12 protein-coding genes are annotated in these 19665 nt (G+C 69.0%); 7 read left to right on the forward strand and 5 right to left on the reverse strand.

The window, feature by feature from the left end; translation table 11 throughout:
* Window positions 1-3: 3 nt before the first annotated feature.
* Window positions 4-4362 (reverse strand): sigma 54-interacting transcriptional regulator, encoded by a 4359-nt coding sequence (locus tag KEG57_RS16125; RefSeq protein WP_272418744.1) that lies wholly within the window; start codon window positions 4360-4362, stop codon window positions 4-6.
* 19 nt (window positions 4363-4381) lie between these two features.
* Window positions 4382-5782, reverse strand: coding sequence for a hypothetical protein (locus tag KEG57_RS16130; protein ID WP_272418743.1), 1401 nt, complete (start codon window positions 5780-5782; stop codon window positions 4382-4384).
* A 305-nt stretch (window positions 5783-6087) separates the two neighbouring features.
* On the opposite strand from KEG57_RS16130, the gene KEG57_RS16135 reads away from it, so the two are divergent.
* Window positions 6088-9201 carry a GAF domain-containing protein gene (locus KEG57_RS16135; protein WP_272418741.1) on the forward strand — a complete coding sequence of 1038 codons (3114 nt, stop codon included), beginning with the start codon at window positions 6088-6090 and terminating at the stop codon, window positions 9199-9201.
* 7 nt (window positions 9202-9208) lie between these two features.
* Here KEG57_RS16135 and KEG57_RS16140 read toward each other — a convergent pair whose 3' ends face one another.
* Entirely contained in the window at window positions 9209-9664 is a 456-nt protein-coding gene (locus tag KEG57_RS16140) for an STAS/SEC14 domain-containing protein (protein WP_272418740.1), read from the reverse strand.
* A gap of 381 nt (window positions 9665-10045) precedes the next feature.
* Here KEG57_RS16140 and mxcK point away from each other — a divergent pair, with 381 nt between their 5' ends.
* The 6 genes from mxcK to KEG57_RS16170 all read left to right on the forward strand — a co-directional run bounded on the left by mxcK (window position 10046) and on the right by KEG57_RS16170 (window position 17408).
* Window positions 10046-11254, forward strand: coding sequence for a myxochelin export MFS transporter MxcK (gene mxcK / locus KEG57_RS16145; protein ID WP_272418739.1), 1209 nt, complete (start codon window positions 10046-10048; stop codon window positions 11252-11254).
* 19 nt (window positions 11255-11273) lie between these two features.
* Entirely contained in the window at window positions 11274-12740 is a 1467-nt protein-coding gene (locus tag KEG57_RS16150) for a 3-deoxy-7-phosphoheptulonate synthase class II (protein ID WP_272418738.1), read from the forward strand.
* A gap of 86 nt (window positions 12741-12826) precedes the next feature.
* Complete coding sequence (gene dhbC / locus KEG57_RS16155) at window positions 12827-14053, forward strand: isochorismate synthase DhbC (RefSeq protein ID WP_272418737.1); 1227 nt, start codon at window positions 12827-12829, stop codon at window positions 14051-14053.
* Window positions 14053-15699 carry a (2,3-dihydroxybenzoyl)adenylate synthase gene (locus tag KEG57_RS16160; protein WP_272418736.1) on the forward strand — a complete coding sequence of 549 codons (1647 nt, stop codon included), beginning with the start codon at window positions 14053-14055 and terminating at the stop codon, window positions 15697-15699. Before dhbC ends, KEG57_RS16160 begins: the two co-directional genes overlap by 1 nt.
* 19 nt (window positions 15700-15718) lie before the next feature.
* Window positions 15719-16648, forward strand: a complete 930-nt coding sequence (locus tag KEG57_RS16165; protein ID WP_272418735.1) for an isochorismatase family protein — start codon at window positions 15719-15721, stop codon at window positions 16646-16648.
* Window positions 16632-17408, forward strand: coding sequence for a 2,3-dihydro-2,3-dihydroxybenzoate dehydrogenase (locus KEG57_RS16170; RefSeq protein WP_272418734.1), 777 nt, complete (start codon window positions 16632-16634; stop codon window positions 17406-17408). Before KEG57_RS16165 ends, KEG57_RS16170 begins: the two co-directional genes overlap by 17 nt.
* A 19-nt stretch (window positions 17409-17427) precedes the next feature.
* On the opposite strand, the gene KEG57_RS16175 is transcribed toward KEG57_RS16170, so the two are convergent.
* Together KEG57_RS16175 and KEG57_RS16180 are read right to left on the reverse strand one after the other, a co-directional pair.
* Entirely contained in the window at window positions 17428-18321 is an 894-nt protein-coding gene (locus KEG57_RS16175) for a PepSY domain-containing protein (RefSeq protein ID WP_372518165.1), read from the reverse strand.
* Between the two features lie 74 nt (window positions 18322-18395).
* On the reverse strand, window positions 18396-19649 hold the full coding sequence (locus KEG57_RS16180; RefSeq protein WP_272418732.1) for a DUF4374 domain-containing protein: 1254 nt from the start codon (window positions 19647-19649) through the stop codon (window positions 18396-18398).
* Window positions 19650-19665: the final 16 nt, after the last annotated feature.

Consider the following 19665-nt stretch of genomic DNA (forward strand, 5'->3'; position numbering starts at 1 on the left):
CACCTACCCGAGCTTTTTCCGCGAAGTGGTCGGCTCGCGCATCCCGAGCCGCACCATTCGTTTCTTCAGCCCCTGCCTCGACAAACCCAAGAGCGAAGCCGCCTGGCTGATGTTCCCTCCCGTCTCCGCGAGGGCCCGCCGGATCGGCGCACGCTCGTCCGCTTCGGGGATCGCCGCGCCCCGCCCCCGGATCGCCCGCGGCAGGTGCGCCCGTTCGATCCGCGACGCGCCGAGCACGCCGAGCCGCTCCATCACGTTGCGTAGCTCGCGCACGTTGCCGGGCCAGGGATGCGCCGAGAGCGCGGCGAGCGCGTCCTCGGCGAACGTCGCGCCCGGAAGGAAGGCGCGGCAGAGGAGCGGCACGTCCTCGGCCCGCTCGCGCAAGGGCGGGACGCGGATCGTGATCGCATTCAATCGATAAAAGAGGTCCTGCCGGAACGTTCCGTCGGCCACCGCCTTTTCGAGGTCGCGGTTCGTCGCGGCCACGATCCGTACGTCGAAGGCGCGCTCCTCGTCGCTGCCGATCGGCCGGAATCGCCGCGCTTCGAGCGCCCGCAAGAGCGAGGCCTGACGGAGGAGCGAGAGCTCGCCGATCTCGTCGAGCAAAAGCGTCCCGCCGTTCGCCTGCACGAGGAGCCCCGTCCGCGCGCGCTCCGCGCCCGTGAAGGCGCCACGCGCGTGCCCGAAGAGCTCCGCCTCGAAAAGCGTGTCCGGGATCCCGCCGCAGTTCATCGCGACGAACGGACCCCGCGCCCGCGGACCAAGGTCATGCAGCGCCCGCGCGAAAATCTCCTTCCCCACGCCGGTCTCGCCGACGACGAGGACCGGCAGATCACTCGGGAGCGCCGCTTCGAGCCGCCCGAGCGCGCGCGTGAGCGCCGGGGAATCGCCCACGATCCCGGGAAAACTGCGGCGCGGCCCGGAGACCGGAATCAACGTCGTCGCGCCCGGCGGATCCGGCGCAGGTTTCCCTGCCAAACCCGGATCCTTCCGGGTCACCGGGCGCGGGGCGAGCGTCTCCTCCTCCGGCTCGGCAGCGGCCGAGAGTCGAAAGACAAGCGCCGCGAGAATGCCCCATCGACGCGCCTCCGCGGCCGTCACGCGATCGAATGCGCCGGGCCGGAATCGATGTTCGACCACGACGATCGCGCTGCCCTGCGGCCCCTCGGGTCCCGCGACGACGAGCCGCGCGCCTCGACCGCCCGCGGTGGGTATGTCCCGCTGATACAATGGCTCCGCGCTGCCGAGCGCCTCTCGCAGGAGGCCCGCGTCGAGCCGCTTCCCGGCCTCCGTGAGGGCGAGCCCGTCCAGATCCGCGCCGTACACCGAGCCGATCCGCACCGCCCCGCAGGCGAGCACCACGAACGCCCGCTCCGCGCCCGCGCGCGAAGCGATGCGCCGCGCGAGGTCGAGGCCAAGCTCCTCGGGAGACGCGCGCGCCGCGCCGGCGAGAAATTCCCAGAGCGCTTCCTCCCCCGCGTCCTCCGCCGCCATGCGCGGAGCATATCGAACCGGTCGCCGCGCCGCGAGCGCACGCGAAAGGGCTTCCCGCGCTTCGGCCTCGCCCTCCACGAGCCGCGCCTCCCGCGCGCGCCGGAGCGCCCCGATCGCGATCCGCCCCGCGCGCCGTGGCTCTGTCGGCAACGTCGCGAGCCTCGCCTCCACCTCCGCGAGTCGCGCCCGCACATCGACGAGCGCATCCCGCGCCCGCGCCTCGGCCGAGAGCTCACCGAGCGCCGCGAGCGCGCCCGCGCCGTCGCCCGCGCGCGCCCGGATCCGCGCGCGCAGGATCAAAAGGTCGGCCCGCACCACCGCGGGCAGCGATTCCCCGAGCGCCCACGCCTCCACGACGAACGGCGCCGCCGCCGCGAAATGGCCGCGACGAACCTCGAGCTCCGCGCGCGTAAAAAGGCACCAGCCGAGCCCCGCCTCTTGCCCGAGGGATCGCGAGAGCAACGTCGCCTCGGCGAGCGCCGCCTCCGCCTCGGCATGCCGTCCCGCGCGCCCGAGCGCCATGCCGAGGTTCATCAAACACGAGCGCATCCCCGCGCGATCCCCGAGGCCCCGCTTCTCCCCGAGCGCCCGCGAGAACGTTTCGATTGCCTGCTCCGCGCGATTCCGATACAGGGCCACGACGCCCGCATTGTGGTGGATCCGCGCGAGCTCCTCGGGATCGTCCGAGCCCCGCTCGCCGAGGATCGCCTGCACGCGGGCGAGATGCTCGGCCGCGTCGGTGTAATCGGCGGAGAACAATGCCACGAGGCCGAGCGTGCCGTGGGCAAACGCCTCGGCCTGCCGATCGTGCGTGCGCCGCGCCGCCGCGAGCGCCTCCTCGGCGAGCGCGCGCGCCTCCGGCGTCGCGCCGGCGCGGGCCTTTTGCTCGGCGCGCCGTCGCAACGAGAGCGGGCGCAAGCTCGCGTCCTGCGAGGCCGCCTCGTCGAGCCAGCGGAGCACCTCGGGATGCGCCCCGGGCAAACCCGCGTCGCGGACCAGCCGCTCGAGGCGGCAAAGCAAGTCCCGTGTGCGCTGCGCCGGGTTTTGCAAAAGCAACAAAAGCGCCTCGATTTCGAGCGAAAGAAGCCCGCTCTCTCGCGCCGCCCGCGCCGCCCGCGCGAGGAGTTCGTCCCGCCGCGTGGACAGCGCCGCCGCCTTCGCCACGGAGAGCAGCGCCGCGGCATCGGCATTTGGCTCGCTCAGCCAAACCTCGGCCACGAGGTCCACGAGCTCCGGTGTAGCGAGCGCCGCCGCGAGATCGGGCCCGAGCTCGGGCGAGGAAAGCACGTACCGCACGTCCCCGGATACCCGACGTCCGATCAAGGACGCCGACAGAAGCTCCGCGAGCAGCGACGCCCCCTCGCCCCCGAGACGCCGCGTGATCACATGACAAACCCCCTCGGGCATGGCCCCGCCCGACAGCGCGATCGCCGCGAGCACGCCCCGCGCCCCCAGAGGCAAACCAGAGGCCCGCCCAAGCGCCGTATCCCGTTCGAGCGGCACCCGCCCGAGCGACGCGAGGAGCCACCCGGGCAAACCCTCCGAGGCCGCCCGCGCGCGTTCGATCGCCGCCGCGTCGGACAAACCGAGCGAATGGCAAAGCGCGACAAACGCCTCCCCCGCGAGCGGCTCGATCCCGAGCACATCCGCGCCCGCAGGCGCGGCGCGCGCCGTCACCACCACGTCGAGCCCCGGCGCCCGTGCGTTGCGGCAACGATACGCATCGAGGGCCGCCGCGAGCTCCGGCGGACCCGCTTCGAGCCCGTCGATCAAGAGCAGCGCCGTCCCGCCCTCCGCCGCGGGCGCGAGCGGCGGCGCCGGCTCCATTCCGCGGAAAAACCCGATCAGACGCGGCACGATCGAGCCCGCCTCCGCGGGCAACGAGACAAGCCGCGCGGCCCGGCCCGCGCATAACGTACGCGTCAAGAGCTCCCGCGCGAGGTGGCTTTTTCCCGCGCCGCTCGGCCCCACGACATAACGAACGGGCGATACGGACGGCGCGGAGAGCGCGGCGATCTCCGCCTCCCGTCCGACAGGCGTTGGCGGCGCCCCGAGCCGCTCGCCCGCCCTTGTCGCCGAGGCCCCGAGGAACGACAGAACCCGACGCGTATCCTCGGGCCGATCGAGCGGGTGCACCTCGACGAGCGCCTCGACGATCTCGGCGAGCGTGGGCCGGAGCCACGGGCACGACGCAGACAACCTCTTTTTCGTATTTCCCAGCGGCGGAGGCGCGCCCGTCGCCGCGGCCCAGGCGAGCGCACCGAGGCCATACAGGTCCGAACGAATCGTCGGCGCCGCGCCCGCCAGCACCTCCGGCGCCGCATACCCGGGCGAGGCCGCGATCGATTGTCCCAGCGCACGCGCCCGGAAAAACACCGCCGCGCCAAGGTCGAGCAGGACGGGCCGCTCGCGGTCCGTGTCGGGCCGCATCCGCACGTGCGCCGGCTTGAGATCCCCGTGCAAAAAGCCCGCGTCGTGCAGCGCCGCGAGCGAGGCCGCGACACCCGCGCAGAGGTCCGCGAGCCGCCGATTGCGATCCGCGTCGCCCGTCGCGCCTCGCACCCATGTCGCCGCATCGAGCCCCGGCACGAAATCCTCCACCAGAAAGGGCGCTCCCGTCCGCTCGTCGTGGCCGAGGTCGTGCGCCCGCACCACGCCGGGCAGTCGCAGCCGCGAGAGCAACGCGAACTCGCCCAGCAAGGCCGAAGGCTCGAACGCGCCCGGCCGGAACACCTTCGCCGTGAGCGAGCGGCCCGGATCCTCCCGATCCACCACGCGCAGTACGATCCCTTGCGCGCCGCGCCCGAGCGGCTCGCCGGCCGCATATCGGGCATGCACGAGAAGCGCATCTCGGTCGCGGCGTCCCATGGCGTCCGAGTCTATCCGCTCATTCGCCCACCGTGGCGCGCGTCTCGGCGGAGGTCACCGCCGCGAGGAACGGCTCGCCCCAGGAAGGCTGGCCGAGCAGACCGAGGGCGCGGCGCAGGCGTGGCTCGGCGAACCGGCCGAGGCCCTGGAAATGAGCCTTCGACGCGACCTCGGTCGCCGGATCCGCGAGGCCCTTCGCTGCGGCGACGTCGCCCTCCTCGAGGTCGGGCGTGATCACCTCGACGCGAATCATCATGACGCGGGTCACGCTGTCCGGCGCGGGGTCGACGGAGAGCGGCAAGGTCGCGTCGGTCCACGTTTGGGGCGCGAGGTAAAACACGCGCAGGCCCGGGGTGCGGAACCATTGCCGCTTCCAGGTCGCCACCATGGCGAGGGATTCGTCGTGGTAGAGCCCCGCGCCGTCGAGCGCGCTCGTCACGGCCTCGCCGAGCGCCTCGGCGAACGCATCGAGCGGCGCGGCGGAGGCGAGCGTCGGGGCGTCGAGGTCCACGGTTTGGCCGGGCGAAACGCCCGCGGGGACCACGGAAAACGCGCCGCCCGCGGGGCCGACGTTCACCACGAAGAGCGCCCCGAGCGCATCGGGTAGGGTGTTCTCGACGCGGACCGCGCCCGCGGCCGCGGTCACGCGCGCGGGCGGCGTGAGGTTGCCGAGGCCTCGATAAAAAAGGAAACGCTCGGCCTCGGGCGAGCCGCTCGCCGTCGGCGCGGCCGTCACGCGCACCGCATTCGCGTCGACGGCGCGCGCGTGGCTCCACGTGAATGCGTCGAGCGAGGCCTCGGGCAGCGGAACGTCCTCGCCACGCGGCAGGATCTCCACCTCGCCCCAGTCGAGCAGCCCCTGCCCGACGGCGCCGTATTTCTCCTGGCAGGTCGGCCCATTCCAGGGAAACGCCGGATCGAGCACCGGATCACCGGCGGCGACGAGGCCCGGCACCGCGTACGCCTCGGCCACCCACGGGTAAAAACTCGCCACCGCGGGGTACCATTGCGTGAGCACGCCGCTCGGGAACGCCACCTGCACGCGCGCCTTCATCGGTTTGTCCGCGTAAAAGTACGTGACGGGCGTCTCCATTTTCAGATGCACCGAGGTCGAGCCCGGCAACGTGCCGGCGCGGACGCGGTCGTAGACGAAGCCCGGGAGATCTTCCTCCTCGTGGTGCAATCCGCGTTGCAGCGAGCCGTCCGAGCCGACGACCACGGTATCGGTGCCCCATTCGTGCACGACGAACCCCTTGCCCGCATAGGCCGCGGGCTCGTTCGAGGGTTCGGGCACGCTGGGCGGGTTTCCCTCGCCGGGTTCTGCGCCTCCGCCGGAGACGATTTCGACAGCGCAGGCCGGTACGAGCGCGAGAACGAGGGGGAGCAGGGCGAGACGGGAACCGAAGGAACGAAGGGTCATGGTAAGCCTCCGCGCCCCACCCGAGCAGGGCACGTGCCATCCGGAAATCCTCGGGTTTTCGGGCCATCACGCGCCGGCAGGTGGGAACCGGTTCCCAGCGCCGGTGGGAACCGGCCCCGGCTGGTTGCCGGCAGACGCGCGAGCGGTCCCCTCAGAGAAATCCCTACCTCATCCTTTCCCCCCTACTCATTGCCCCGAACCATTAGGTCAGTTACTCTGGCTTCCTATTCAGGTTTCCACGGACCAGGGTCATGCGTGTACAGCCGGGCCCCCCGAGCGCAGGGGACTCTCTGCAAGATTGCGAGGTGGAGCTCGCACGTCGCACGTCCAGGCAGCCTGATCATGCAGCCGAAAACCGCGCCCTCGTCGCGCTCGCCGAGACGCTGACCGGGGCCCCGGAGGCCATTCTCCCGAAGCTCGTCGAGCTCGCCCTTTCCCTCTGCCAGGCAGACACGGCCGGCGTCAGCGTCATCGAGCGCGACGGCAACGAGGAGGTGTTCCGGTGGCGCGCCCTCGCAGGAGCGGACGCGGGCAGCCTCGGCGCGGTGATGCATCGGTGGAACAGCCCCTGCGGCGTCGTCGTCGCCCGCAATGCCCCCCTGCTCTTCCGCGACCCCGCGCAGATGTTCCCGCGCGAAGGGGTGCCCGACATGGGCATCGTCGAAGCGCTCACCGTCCCCTTTCACGACGGCGACAAACCCGTCGGCACGGTCTGGGTCTTCACACGCAACGAGACGCGGAAGTTCGACCGGGAAGACGCCCGGATCCTCACGAGCCTGTCGCGGTTCGCCGGGAGCGCCACGAAGGTCCTCACCCTGGCCGAGGAGCGAAAGCAGGCGAACGAGGCGCTCCGCGCGAGCGAAGGCCGCCTTCGGTTCCTCGCGGAGCTCGCCGCCGCCACGCAGCCGCTCACCGATCCCGACGAGATCATGGCCACGACGGCACGCCTGCTCGCCCAGCACCTCGGCGTCGACCGCTGCGTTTATGCCGAAATCGAGGACGAGCGTGTCTTCATCGTCACAGGTGACTACACGCAGGGCGTCCCGAGCATAGCCGGGCGGTGGCCGTTGGACGGCTTCGGGCCCGCGTTCGAGCAGGCCATGCAGGCGAACCAGCCGTACGTGATGGACGACGTGGACCAGGATCCGCGGGCCGCGAACGACCTCTCGGCCTATCGGGCGGCAAGGATCCAGGCCGGCATCTGCGTCCCGCTACACAAGGCCGGCAAGCTCATCGCATTGATGGCCGTCGATCAAGCGAGGCCGCGGCGCTGGACGTCCGAGGAGGTCGAGCTCGTCCGGACCGTCGTGGGCCGCTGCTGGGAGGCCCTCGAGCGAGCCCGGACGGCGCGTAGCCTGCGCGAGCGAGACGAGCGGCTCGATTTCGCGGTCGAGCTCGCCGGGATCGGCTTCTGGCATTGTGATCTGCCGTTCGACGAGCTCAACTGGGACGAACGCGTCAAAGAGCATTTCTGGCTCCCGCCCGACGCCCGCGTGACGATCGACACGTTCTACGAGCGCATTCACCCGGACGACCGGGCGCGGACGCGGCAGGCCATCGAGACCTCGATCCACAATGCAACGCCGTACGACATCGATTACCGGACGGTCGATCCGGAGACCGGGGCCATCAAATGGATCCGCGCGCTCGGCGGGACGGCGTACGGGCCGGACGGGCTGGCCAGGCGCTTCGACGGGGTGACGGTCGACGCCACGGTCCGCAAGCTCCACGAGGAGCGGCTCGCGCGGTTGCTCGAACGAGAGCGCGAGCAGGCCCGGCTGCTCGAGCAGGTGGCCGACGCGGCGCTCACGATTCACGCGACCGCGTCGCTGGACAGCGTGCTCCGGGTGATCACGGAGGAGGCGCGGCGCATCATCGGCGCGCACCAGTCGGTCACGAGCCTGACGCTCGGCAACGACTGGTCCCAGGCGGTCAGCGCCCCGTCCCTGTCGCCGAAGTACGAGGCATTTCGCAATTACCAGGGGGCGCCCACGGGCAAGGGCATCTACGCGCTCGTCTGCCAGACGAACCGCCCGATGCGGCTCACGCAGGCCGAGCTCGTGTCCCATCCGGCGTGGCGAAACTTCAGCGGCGAAGCGGACCGGCACCCGCCGATGCGAGGCTGGCTGGCGGCGCCGTTCATCGGGCGGAGCGGGAAAAACCTCGGCCTCATCCAGCTCTCCGACAAGTACGAAGGCGAGTTCACGGAGCAGGACGAGGCCATTTTGATCCAGCTCGCGCACATCGCGTCCGTGGCGATCGAGAACGCGCGGCTCTACGATGAATTGCGCGATCAGGACCGGCGCAAAGATGAGTTTCTGGCGACGCTCGCCCACGAGCTCCGAAACCCGCTTGCCCCGATCCGGACGGGCCTGACGCTCCTGCAAATGGCCCGCGACGAGGCGCAGGCGCGGCGCATTCGCGAGATGATGGAGCGGCAGGTCGGGCACATGGTGCGGATGGTGGACGATCTGCTCGACGTCTCGCGCATCACGCGGGGGAAGGTGGAGCTGCGCAAGGCGCGGGTGGAGCTCGGGACGGTGCTGGAGAGCGCGCTCGAGACGAGCCGCCCGCTGATCGAGGCGGCCGGGCACGTGTTATCGGTGTCGCTGCCGACCGAGCCGCTGTGGCTCATGGCCGACCCGACGCGGCTTTCGCAGATCCTGGCGAACCTGCTCAACAACGCGGCGAAATACACGCCGGCAGGGGGCCGGATCCGCGTCGCGGCGGAGCGGGAAGGCGCGCACGTGGTCGTGCGCGTGGAGGACACCGGCGTAGGCATTCCGCCGGAAATGCTGCCCAAAGTGTTCGACATGTTCACGCAGGTCGGCCGCTCGATCGAGCGAGCGCAGGGGGGCCTGGGCATCGGTTTGACCCTGGTGCGGCGACTCGTGGAGCTCCATGGGGGCACCGTGGAAGCCGCAAGTGATGGTCCGTCCCGAGGTTCGATTTTCACGGTGCGCCTACCCCTCGGAGCTGCCGAGGAAGCCAAAGCGGTGGGTCCGAGCGGGGATGCGCCGGCCAAAGGAGCGACTGGCGGTCTGAAGGTGCTGGTGGTCGACGACAATGTCGACGGCGCGGAGAGCCTGGCAGAGCTGCTCCAATTGACGGGACACACGACCGAAGTGGCGCACACGGGCCCCTCGGCGCTGGTCGCGGCGCGCGCGTTCGAGCCGGACGTGGTCTTCCTGGATATCGGTTTGCCGGGAATGACGGGCTACGAGGTGGCGCAGCGGCTGCGGGCCGAGGAAGGGCTCGGTCGGGTGGTGCTGGTGGCGCTGACGGGCTGGGGGACGGAGGAAGACCGGCGGCAAGCACGCGAGGCGGGATTCGATTACCACCTGACGAAGCCGGTGGACCTCCAGGAGGTGCAGCGGATCGTGGACGGGGTGGCGGCGAAGATGAAGCGGGTCGCCTGAAGCGGCGTCACTGGCTCTCGCGCATCGTGAGCACGCGCCGGCGCTCGTCGATCCAGGCGCGCGCCTCCGCCTCGGTGCTGGAAAAGACGAGCGGCGGGGTATTCGGTTGAAGCAGCGACGTGGCCTTGTCGACGAGCTTCACGACCACCCGTTGCCGGAAGCTCCCATTGAAGAGCACCATGCCCTTGTTTTCAGGTCGCACCGGCGTGGTCGCGGCGCGCGTGCGCGCTCCGGGTAAGACGGCGCCGAGCCGCCCGATGTCGATGAGCCAGAACACGTGCGAATGCCCGCGCTCGTCGCAGAGCCACGCGAATGCGTCGAAAAGGGCGGCCACGTGGTCCTCGGCGAGATCCCCCCCGGTGCGGATGAACAAGATGCCCGCGTCCTCGCACCGATACGTGTGGCCACCGGTGCGGTACCAACCCTCGGAGCCGAAATCATTCGTCGGGAGGTCCGGACGCATGGGCAGTGCAGATACCACGATTCGCCCACACGAGTGAAGCAACGACCGAAGCCGACGTGAAGCGCCGGCTCGCCCTGGACCACCTCGACGGGCATCCCTCGAAGGCGATCGGGGAAGACGCGACAGCGTCGTTCGACGCGTGCTCGTCCCCCGAAAACGTGTCCCAACACTCATTTTGTACGAAAAACTTCCAACAAAGACGTAAAATTACACCCCTTCGGACGAAATTCTGGCACGCCTCCACACGATCACCTTGACAGTTGATAATGGGTTTCATTATCACTTTCATCAAGATCGCGGTTCTCTGTAGGTGAGGGTAGGCAACGCAACAGTTCGCACACCCCCGGGCGTCCCTGGAGTCTTTTCGTGGCCGATTCCCCCATGACACGGCAAGAGCGCCACCTCGTTTGGCTTCTCGGTGCCGTTCAACTCACGCATACGCTCGATTTCATGATCTTAATGCCGCTCGGGCCGGAGCTCATCGGCAAGTTCAATATTTCGGCGGCGGAGTTCGGGGCCATGGTGTCGGCCTACACGCTCGCCTCGGCCGCCATGGGCCTGCTCGGCGTGCTCTGGCTGGATCGATGGGACCGCAAGCGCGCGCTATTGCTGCTTTATATGGGTTTCATCGCGGCCACGTTTTCGTGCGGCGTCGCGAACGGCCCGACGTGGTTGCTCCTCTCGAGGACCGTGGCCGGCGCCTGCGCGGGCCTGATGAGCGCCGTCGTCATGGCCATTCTCGCCGATCGCGTGCCGGCCGAGCGCCGCGGCCGCGCCATTGGCACGGTGATGTCATCCTACGGAATCTCGGCCGTCGGCGGCGTGCCGCTGAGCCTCGCGCTCGCCAATCAATGGGGCTTTCGTACCCCCTTCTGGGCCATCAGCGCGCTCGCCGGCATCCTGTGGCTCCTTTCGTGGCGCATCCTGCCCGCTGTCGATCATCACCTCACGGGAGCGCGCGGAAAGGGCCCGAACGCTCCCGCCCCGCTCCTCTCGATGCCAGGGCTTCCGCTCGGCTGGGCGCTCACGTTCAGCGTGGTTTTCGCGGGCTTCTTGCTGATTCCCTACCTGAGCACGTTCATGGTGGGCAATCTCGGGCTCCGCCTCTCGGACCTGCCCTGGATCTATCTATGCGGCGGCGCGGCGACGCTCTTCACGTCGCGCTGGATTGGCGCCCTCGTGGACCGTCACGGTCCGCCCCGGGTGCTCGGCATTCTGCTCGTCGCCACCCTGGCGCCGTTTCTCCTTTTCACGCACCTGCCCATCCTTCCGAAGGCGGGCGTGGCCGCGCTCTTCGTCCTCTTCATGACCCTGACCTCCGGCCGCGCCATTCCCACGATCGCATTGATCACGTCCCGGGTGCCGCCTGCGCTGCGCGGGCGTTACCTCGCGGTCAACATGGCAGCGAGCGACGGCGCCTCCGGCCTCGCCGCGTGGACGAGCGGTCTCTTCATCACGACGACCCCCGAGGGCGCGCTGGTCGGCTTCGGCCCTATGGGATTCCTCGCGTCGAGCGTGTCGCTCCTCGCACTTTGTATTCTGTGGGTGCTCGGGCGCAGCGCCGCCCCGCAGCGCGCAGCGCAGACCTGAAAACCGTGAGCAACTTTCGATGATTCACGAAATCGCCATGGGCACGCCGGTGAGGAATTCCTCGAACCACGAGGCCGCCGTGCAGCATCCGCCCGGAGACATCCCGCCCTCGCGCCCGCGCGCGCCTTCGCGTTCGCGCACGAGCGAATGGAGCCCTACGTCCTGGAGATCGAGGCCCGATTCGCAGGCCGTGCGATACGACGATCCCGCCGCGGTCGAGCGCATCGCTTCGCGCATCGAAGAGCTGCCACCGCTCGTGAGCTCGTGGGAGGTGGAGCGATTCCGCTCCCTCGTCGCGGAGGCGCAGCTCGGCCGGCGCTTCCTGCTCCAGGGCGGCGACTGTGCCGAAACCATGCGCGAATGCCGCTCGGAGACGATCGTCAACAAGCTCGACATCTTGCTCAAGATGTCGCTCGTGCTCATCGTCGGCGGCGGCAAGCCGGTGGTGCGCGTGGGGCGTTTCGCCGGGCAATACGCGAAGCCGCGCTCGCGCCCCACGGAGGTGCGCGGCGGGATCGAGCTGCCGAGTTATTTTGGTGATCTCGTGAATGGATCGGAGTTCACGCCCGAGGCGCGGCGCCCGGATCCCGAACGGATGCTCGCCTGTTATCACCACGCCGCGATGACGCTCAATTTCGTCCGGTCCCTCTCGGCCGGCGGATTGTCCGGTCTCGAACGCCCGGATCGCTGGGATCTCTCGTTCTCCGAGCGCACAGATCTGCCCGCCCCCGTGCGCGAGTGCTTCCAGGCGACGACGCGGCAGCTCGAAGACGCGCTTCGATGCATGGACGCGCTCGGCGGCGCGGGGAGCGAGCTCTCGCGTGTCGAGTTCTTCACGTCCCACGAGGCGCTCAACCTGCATTACGAGTCCGCGCAGACCCGCGCGGCGCCGCACCGGGACGAGTATTACGATCTCACCGCGCACATGCCGTGGCTCGGCGAGCGGACGCGGTCGCTCGACGGCGCGCACGTCGAGTTTCTCCGGGGCATCAGCAATCCGATCGGCATCAAGCTCGGCCCGTCGGTCACGCCGGTCGAGGTCCTGCGCTTGCTCGATACGCTGAACCCCACCGAGATCCCCGGACGCATCGTGCTCATCACGCGCATGGGTGCCGAGCGCGTCGACGCCACACTCCCGCCCTTGCTCGAGGTCGTGAAACGCGCGGGCCGGCGCGTGCTCTGGGTGTGCGATCCCATGCACGGCAACACGATCACCACGAGCTCGGGCGTGAAGACGCGTGAATTCGCGGCGATCGTGCGCGAGATCGATCGGACGTTCGACGCGCACGACGCCTGCGGCACCTACCTCGGCGGCGTCCACTTCGAGCTCACGGGCGACCACGTCACCGAATGCATCGGCGGGAGCGTGCGTGAGGAGGACCTCTCCCACGCATACGAGACGGTCTGCGATCCCCGATTGAATCAATCGCAGGCACTCGAGCTCTCGTATTGCATCGCGCGGCGCATGCGGGCGATGCGCCCATGACCGTGGCGCCGCGGCGCGCCCTTTCCGCGAGAGCCCAGGAAGAATTCGTTCATGGCCCCGTCCGGGCCAGCAAGGAGAGTCGCTCGATGACCTCGATTTCGACGCCGGAAGCCTTCGCCGCCACCGTGCGCAGCGGCACGGAGCTCCTCCAGGCGTACAACCAGGAATCGTCTTTCTTCTTCTCGTCCCCGACCCGCACCGTTCTCGCGCAGGGTGTACGCGAGATCGTCGGCGGAACGGCGCACGGCGAAGGCATTCCCGAGCGCGTCGCGGCGGTGCTCGCGTCGCTCGAAAAGTCCGGGCACGAGCGCCCCCTGGCGGTCGGCGCCGTGCCCTTCGATACCCGATCCCCGGCCCACCTCCTCGTGCCGCGAACCACCCGCATCGCCGGCCCCCTGGATGCGGCGTCGATATCGCTCCCCGCACCGCCGCGGGTCTCTGCAGAATGGATGCGTTTGTCGCCCGACCGCGACGGGTTTCTGGGCGGCGTCGAGCGCGCCCTCGCCTTGATACGCACGGAGGCGCTCTCGAAGGTGGTCCTCTCCAGAATGCTGGAGCTGCGTTCCTCGGAGCCGGTCGATCTCGCTCTCCTCCTCGAGCGGTTGTCGAAACGGAACACCTCCGGGTACACGTTCGCGCTCAAGCTCCCCGAGGCGCGCGGAGCCCTCGCGCCCGAGCCGCGTACATTGATCGGCGCGAGCCCCGAGCTCCTCGTGTCGCGCTCTGGGAACACGGTATTCGCCAATCCACTCGCGGGTTCCGCGCCCCGGAGCACCGACCCCGAGGAAGACGAGCGGCGGGCGAGCGCGCTCCTCACCTCCGAGAAAGACCGGCGCGAGCACGCGGTCGTCATCGACGCCGTCGTCGAAGCGCTTCGCCCCTTCTGCAAGCGCCTCGTCGTCCCGCCGCGCGCCTCGCTCTTGCACACGCCGGCCATGTGGCACCTGTCGACGCCGATCACGGGAGAGCTCGCGGATCTCTCGACCTCGTCGCTCGCGCTCGCAATGGCCTTGCACCCGACGCCGGCCGTGTGCGGATACCCTACCACGAGCGCGCGCGCGGCCATCGAAGCGATCGAGCCCTTCGATCGTGGCTTCTTCACGGGCCTCGTGGGTTATTGCGACGCGGCCGGCGACGGTGAATGGGCCGTGACCATCCGCTGCGCCGAGATCGGCGGCGACGCACTTCGCGTGTATGCCGGGGCCGGCGTCGTCGCCGGTTCGTCGCCCGAACGCGAGCGCGCCGAGATTGCGGCCAAGATGCGCACCATGCTCACCGCGCTCGGCCTCGATCCCTTGCCGGAGGATCTCTGATGCGCACGGACGAATTGCGGGAAACGGGGACGCTCGCGGGGTTCACGCCCTGGCCTGCCGATTTCGCCGAGCGGTACCGGCGAGCGGGTTACTGGATCGGCGAGACATTCGGCGATTTCTTGCGCGACCGAGCGGAACGATTCGGTGATCGCACCGCGCTCGTCGACGACCGGCGCCGCCTGAGTTATCGCGAGCTCGATGCCCGCGCCTCGCGCCTCGCGGCCGGCCTCGCGCGACTGGGCATCAAGCCGCGGGATCGCGTTGTCGTGCAGCTCCCGAACATCGTGGAGTTCTTCGAGGTCTGCTTTGCCCTGTTCCGCCTCGGCGCGCTCCCCGTGCTCGCCCTGCCCCCGCATCGGCGGGCCGAGATCTCGTACTTCTGTCAGTTCACGGAGGCCGTTGCGTACATCATCGCCGACAAGGACGGTGGATTCGATTATCGCAAGCTCGCCGAGGAGATCCAGGCCGAAGCGAGCACCGTGAAGCACGTCCTCGTCGCCGGCGAGCCAGGGCCGTTCACCGCGCTGGAGAGCCTCTATGACGAGCCTGCGCCGCTCCCGACGCTCGCGCCCGAAGACGTCGCCTTCTTTCAGCTCTCGGGTGGTAGCACGGGAATCCCCAAGCTGATTCCCCGCACGCACGACGATTACCTTTACAGTGTCCGTGCCAGCGCCGACATCTGCGCGCTCGATGGAGACAGCGTCTTTCTCGTCGCGTTGCCCGTCGCGCATAACTTCACGCTGAGCTCTCCCGGCAGCCTGGGCGTGCTCCATGCCGGCGGCCGCGTCGTGCTGAGCCGGCGCCCGAGCCCGGACGAGGCATTCCGCTGGATCGAAAAAGAGCGCGTCACCGTGACCGCCGTCGTGCCGCCGCTCTGCGCGGTCTGGCTCGAAGCCGCGCGGAATGCCCGGCAGAATCTTTCGAGCCTTCGCTTGCTGCAGGTGGGCGGCTCCAAGCTGAGCGCGGAGGTCGCGCGCCGCGTGCGAGGCACGCTCGGATGCACCTTGCAACAGGTGTTCGGCATGGCCGAGGGGCTCGTCAATTACACCCGCCTCGACGATCCCGAGGACGTCATCATCGAAACGCAGGGGCGGCCCATTTCTGCGGACGACGAGGTCCGGGTCGTCGACGAGGACGACCGCGACGTCGAGGTCGGCCAGGTGGGCCACCTGCTCACGCGGGGTCCCTACACCATTCGCGGATATTACAAGGCCGAAGCCCACAACGCGAAGGCATTCACGCGCGACGGGTTTTACCGGACCGGCGACGTCGTGCGGCGTACGCCGGCGGGGTATCTCGTCGTGGAGGGACGCGCGAAGGATCAGATCAACCGCGGCGGCGAAAAGATTGCGGCCGAGGAGATCGAGAATCACCTCCTCGCCCATCCAGCGGTGCGGGACGTGGCGCTCGTCGCCATGCCGGATGCTTTCCTCGGGGAGCGCTCGTGCGCAGTCGTCGTCCCCCGCGAGACGCCGCCGGCCCCGCGTGAGCTCACCACATTCCTGCGAGAGCGCGGACTCGCTGCCTACAAGATCCCGGACCGCATCGAGCTCACGGGCGACCTCCCCAAGACGAACGTGGGGAAGGTGGACAAACAGGCGCTCCGTCGCTGGATCGCCGACAAGATCGCCCAGAAGGGCCAATGACGACCGGAGGACATCGACCATGGGAATCCCCAGCATCCAGCCTTATTTCATGCCTCGGAAAGAGGAGCTGCCCAAGAACCGGATGTCGTGGACGCCGGATCCGGGCCGCGCCGTCCTTCTGATCCACGACATGCAGCAGTACTTCCTCGATTATTACGATATCCGGGCCTCACCGGTCGTCGAGCTCCTGGAGAACATCCGGCAGGTGCGAGAGCGGTGCCGTGCGCTCGGGATCCCCGTCGTGTATACGATGCAGCCCTCCGAGCAGACGGCCGAGGAACGTGGCCTGCTCCTCGACTTCTGGGGTCCCGGGCTGACGGCGCAGCCGCACAAACATGGGATTGTGCACGAGCTCTCGCCGGCGGAGTCGGACACCGTCCTCACGAAATGGCGCTACAGCGCGTTTCAACGGACCGAGTTGCTCGAACTCATGCGCCGGTGGCGGCGCGATCAGCTCATCATCTGCGGCGTCTATGCGCACATCGGATGCATGTTGACGGCCGGCGAGGCCTTCATGAACGACGTGCAGCCGTTCTTCGTGGCCGACGCGACCTCCGATTTCACGCGGAACTGGCACGAGATGGCCATGACGTACGTGGCGCAGCGGTGCGGCGTGGTCGTGTCGACCCGCGACGTGCTCGACGCGCTCGCAGAGAAATCGTCCGGCGCCGCGACGTTCGACCTCGAGCACCTGCGCAGCGAGGTCGCCGGGCTCCTCGAGCGCCCCGCCTCCGACATCCAGAGCGGCGATTCGCTCCTCGATCTGGGCCTCGATTCCATCCGCCTCATGACGCTCGTCGAACGGCTGCGCGCCGCAAACTTCGACATTTCGTTCGTGGAGCTCGCGGAGCGCACGACGCTCGACGATTGGTGGGAGATCCTCTCCGCGCGAATGCCGCACGGGCGATGGACCGGAGCCGAGGAGCAAGCCCATGGAGTTCGAGGGTAAAATCGCGCTCGTGACGGGCGCCGCCCAGGGAATCGGGGCGGCCGTCGCGCGAGCGCTCGCGGCGCGTGGAGCGAGCGTGGCCGCGGTGGATTCGAACCGCGACCGCCTCGACGTGGTGGCCGCCGAAATACGGGCAAGCGGCGGCCGCGCGGCATCATTCTCTGCGGACGTCACGGACCGGGAGGCGGTCGACGCCGCGGTGGACCAGATCGAGAGCGAGCTCGGCCCCATCGATTTCCTGGTCAATGTCGCGGGTGTGCTGCGCGTCGGTCTCGTCGAAGCGCTGCGTGACGAGGACTGGGAGCAGACTTTCGCGGTCAATGCCCGGGGAGTGTTTTACCTTTGCCGTGCCGTGGCCCAGCGCATGGTGCCGCGCAAATCCGGCGCCATCGTGACCGTCGGATCCAATGCCGGGCGGACGCCACGCATGCACATGTCGTTGTATGCGGCCTCGAAGGCGGCCGCCGCGATGTTCACGAAGTGCATCGGCCTCGAGCTCGCGCAGCACGGCATCCGGTGCAACGTCGTTTCTCCGGGATCGACGGATACGCCGATGCAACGATCGTTGTGGAAGGACGAGAACGGAGCGCAAGCCGCCATCGACGGCGCGCCCGGCGCTTATAAAGTGGGAATCCCCCTGCAACGAATCGCGGACCCGACGGACGTCGCGGACGCGGTGTTGTTTCTTCTCTCGGATCGGGCACGGCACATCACCATGCACGATATCTGCGTCGACGGCGGCGCCACGCTCGGCGTGTGACGCCGCCGCCGTGCGGCGCTCAGGGGCCGTCGCCCTGCACGCGGCCGAATTGAACCTCCGAGGCCGTCCCGCGCATGACGAAGGCGGCGGCGGCCACGGCGATCATGATGGCGAGCGCGCCGAGGACCCGCGTGGGCTTCATCTGCCACCACATCGCGAGGCCGCTGAGCGCCCACACGACCAGCGTGATGCCGGTGATGTCCGCGAAGAGCGCAAAGAACCAGGCCATGTCGCCGTGAACGGGGAAATGGTGCGTCGTGTGCAGCTTCTCCAGAAGCTCCACGAAGCGGAGCTGGCCCGGACCGGCGGGTCGCCCGTCGATTTGACCCGAGCCGAGATCGTAGACGACGTTCCAAGCGCGGCCACTTTGATCACGCACACGGAAGCGCAGCTCGGGGTGGACCTTCGGATGCGCCCGCAAGGGTCCCTCCGCGTCGATCCCCAGCTTGGGCAGGAGCTCCTTCACCTGCTCCTGCACCGCCGCCATCTTGTATTCGGGCAATTCGATGGTCGCGCCGGCAAAGGGAGGAGGATCGGATTTCGGCTCCGGGGCATGCGTGGAGACCGTCGCGCCGCCGCCGTCGAGGCTGAGGATGAGCACGTGACGCCCTCCCGCGCGGCTCGGCGTCGCGAGCAGGGGCCAGCCCGAGAAGGAGCTCGGGGCCCCCGGATCAAGCGCGTACCCCCCCGGGGATCCGGCGTTGATCTGCCCGACGACCTTTTGCGCGATCTCGTTCGGATCCCAGGGTTTCATTCCGGTGAGTGTGGAGAGCTCCGCCGCGGAGAGGTCCCGCTCCTCGATATCTCGCCCGATCTGGGGATGATTAAAGAGCGCGCCGCTCAGCCCGAAGAGAAGCACCCACGGGAACACCAGCAGGCCGAGATACATGTGCAGGCGCCGGACGAATTTCATGACGGCGCCATACCCTCGGCGGCGAGGGGGCTCGGCCCGGGGCGGCGGGGCCTCTTTCGCGGAAGCCGGATTCGTCATCGGATCTTCAGGGCCGAGAAAACGAGGCCCGGCGTGCTCAGCGCCACTTCACCCGGGCCCTTCGCCTCGAGCTCGAGGAGCTTCGTCGAGTCCTGGCCCTGGAAGAGCGACACGAAGCTCCGGTCGCCGAACTGCAGCGGAATGACGCTTCCATTGCTGGGCGCGGCGTCGAGCACCTCGGCCGTCGGGGTATCCCCGAGCGTCACGGTCGCCCACTTCCAGGCCGCCGCGCTCGCGAGGACGCGCGGGTGCGTGTCCGGCATGATCGGGAAGGCGCTCTCGTCGAGCACCCGCAGGAAGGCCTCGTTGCCCGGCCCGCGGAGCAGGGAGCCGGCGGTTTGTCCGCCAAAGAGCGTGTTCAGCTCGACATGGAACGCGGCGTCGAACGTCTTCGTCGCCGGGTCGAACCGCAGCATGCAAGGCGGCGCGGCATTGGCTTCGTTCAGCCGGTGCACGGCCGCGCCGTAGGCTTCCGTGGCGAGATAAATCTTTCCATCGGGCCCTTCGATGCCATCCCGCACGTAGCCGCAGCGATCATCCGTGACGATGGTCGCCTGATCCGTCTTGCCATTCACGACGACGACCACCGCCTTGCTCGGGACCTCCGGACCCTTTCGATACCCGGCGAAGGTGATCACGTCGTCGCCCAGGCGCAGCGGCGCAGCCGTGAACGTCAACGTAGTATCCGCGATGACGAGCTCATTCAGGGAAATGTCCCCGGTGACCGTCATGTCCTTCGGATTCCAGACGACGACCTGGGCCGTGGGGCCGTCGAAGAAATATGCCTTCGTCTCGGAGACGAACTGAAATTGACCGTGATACTCGCCGAGCGCGGCGATTCCCTTGCCCTGGAAGCTCACCGTGGTGCCCAAGCGCAAGGTGCCGTCCGCTTGCAGGTCGTAACGCGTCACGGTCGGCCCGGCTTCGCCCGCGATGAATACGGCGCCCCCGTCCTCGGGCCCGACGCCGAGGGCGCGGCCCGCGATTTCGACGCCGTTGTCGAGCGTGAGCGCGGCGTCGCCCCCGAGCTTGTCGGTCACGAGGATATAACTCGTGTTGTCCCCGCCATTGGCGCCAAAGACCTGAGTCGTGAGGGCATACAGGGGTCCCGTCGCGGAACCGCCCCCGGCACCCTGGCCGCCCTGGCCACCGGTGCCGCCGGTGCCGCCGGCGCCGTCGCCGTCACCGCCGCTGCAGGCGGCGAGAGCGGGGAACACAAGGGTGATCAGGAGCGCTGTGACTTTTTTCATGGATGTATCTCCTCGG

The organism is Polyangium jinanense (genome assembly GCF_028435365.1).

Excerpts from the sequence above, each read along its gene's own strand:
- dhbC (WP_272418737.1), top strand. The coding sequence starts at position 12,827 with ATGACCTCGATTTCGACGCCGGAAGCCTTCGCCGCCACCGTGCGCAGC.
- KEG57_RS16125 (WP_272418744.1), bottom strand. The coding sequence starts at position 4,362 with ATGGGACGCCGCGACCGAGATGCGCTTCTCGTGCATGCCCGATATGCG.
- KEG57_RS16140 (WP_272418740.1), bottom strand. The coding sequence starts at position 9,664 with ATGCGTCCGGACCTCCCGACGAATGATTTCGGCTCCGAGGGTTGGTAC.
- KEG57_RS16175 (WP_372518165.1), bottom strand. The coding sequence starts at position 18,321 with ATGAAATTCGTCCGGCGCCTGCACATGTATCTCGGCCTGCTGGTGTTC.
- KEG57_RS16150 (WP_272418738.1), top strand. The coding sequence starts at position 11,274 with ATGATTCACGAAATCGCCATGGGCACGCCGGTGAGGAATTCCTCGAAC.
- KEG57_RS16160 (WP_272418736.1), top strand. The coding sequence starts at position 14,053 with ATGCGCACGGACGAATTGCGGGAAACGGGGACGCTCGCGGGGTTCACG.
- KEG57_RS16130 (WP_272418743.1), bottom strand. The coding sequence starts at position 5,782 with ATGACCCTTCGTTCCTTCGGTTCCCGTCTCGCCCTGCTCCCCCTCGTT.
- KEG57_RS16170 (WP_272418734.1), top strand. The coding sequence starts at position 16,632 with ATGGAGTTCGAGGGTAAAATCGCGCTCGTGACGGGCGCCGCCCAGGGA.
- mxcK (WP_272418739.1), top strand. The coding sequence starts at position 10,046 with ATGACACGGCAAGAGCGCCACCTCGTTTGGCTTCTCGGTGCCGTTCAA.
- KEG57_RS16180 (WP_272418732.1), bottom strand. The coding sequence starts at position 19,649 with ATGAAAAAAGTCACAGCGCTCCTGATCACCCTTGTGTTCCCCGCTCTC.
- KEG57_RS16165 (WP_272418735.1), top strand. The coding sequence starts at position 15,719 with ATGGGAATCCCCAGCATCCAGCCTTATTTCATGCCTCGGAAAGAGGAG.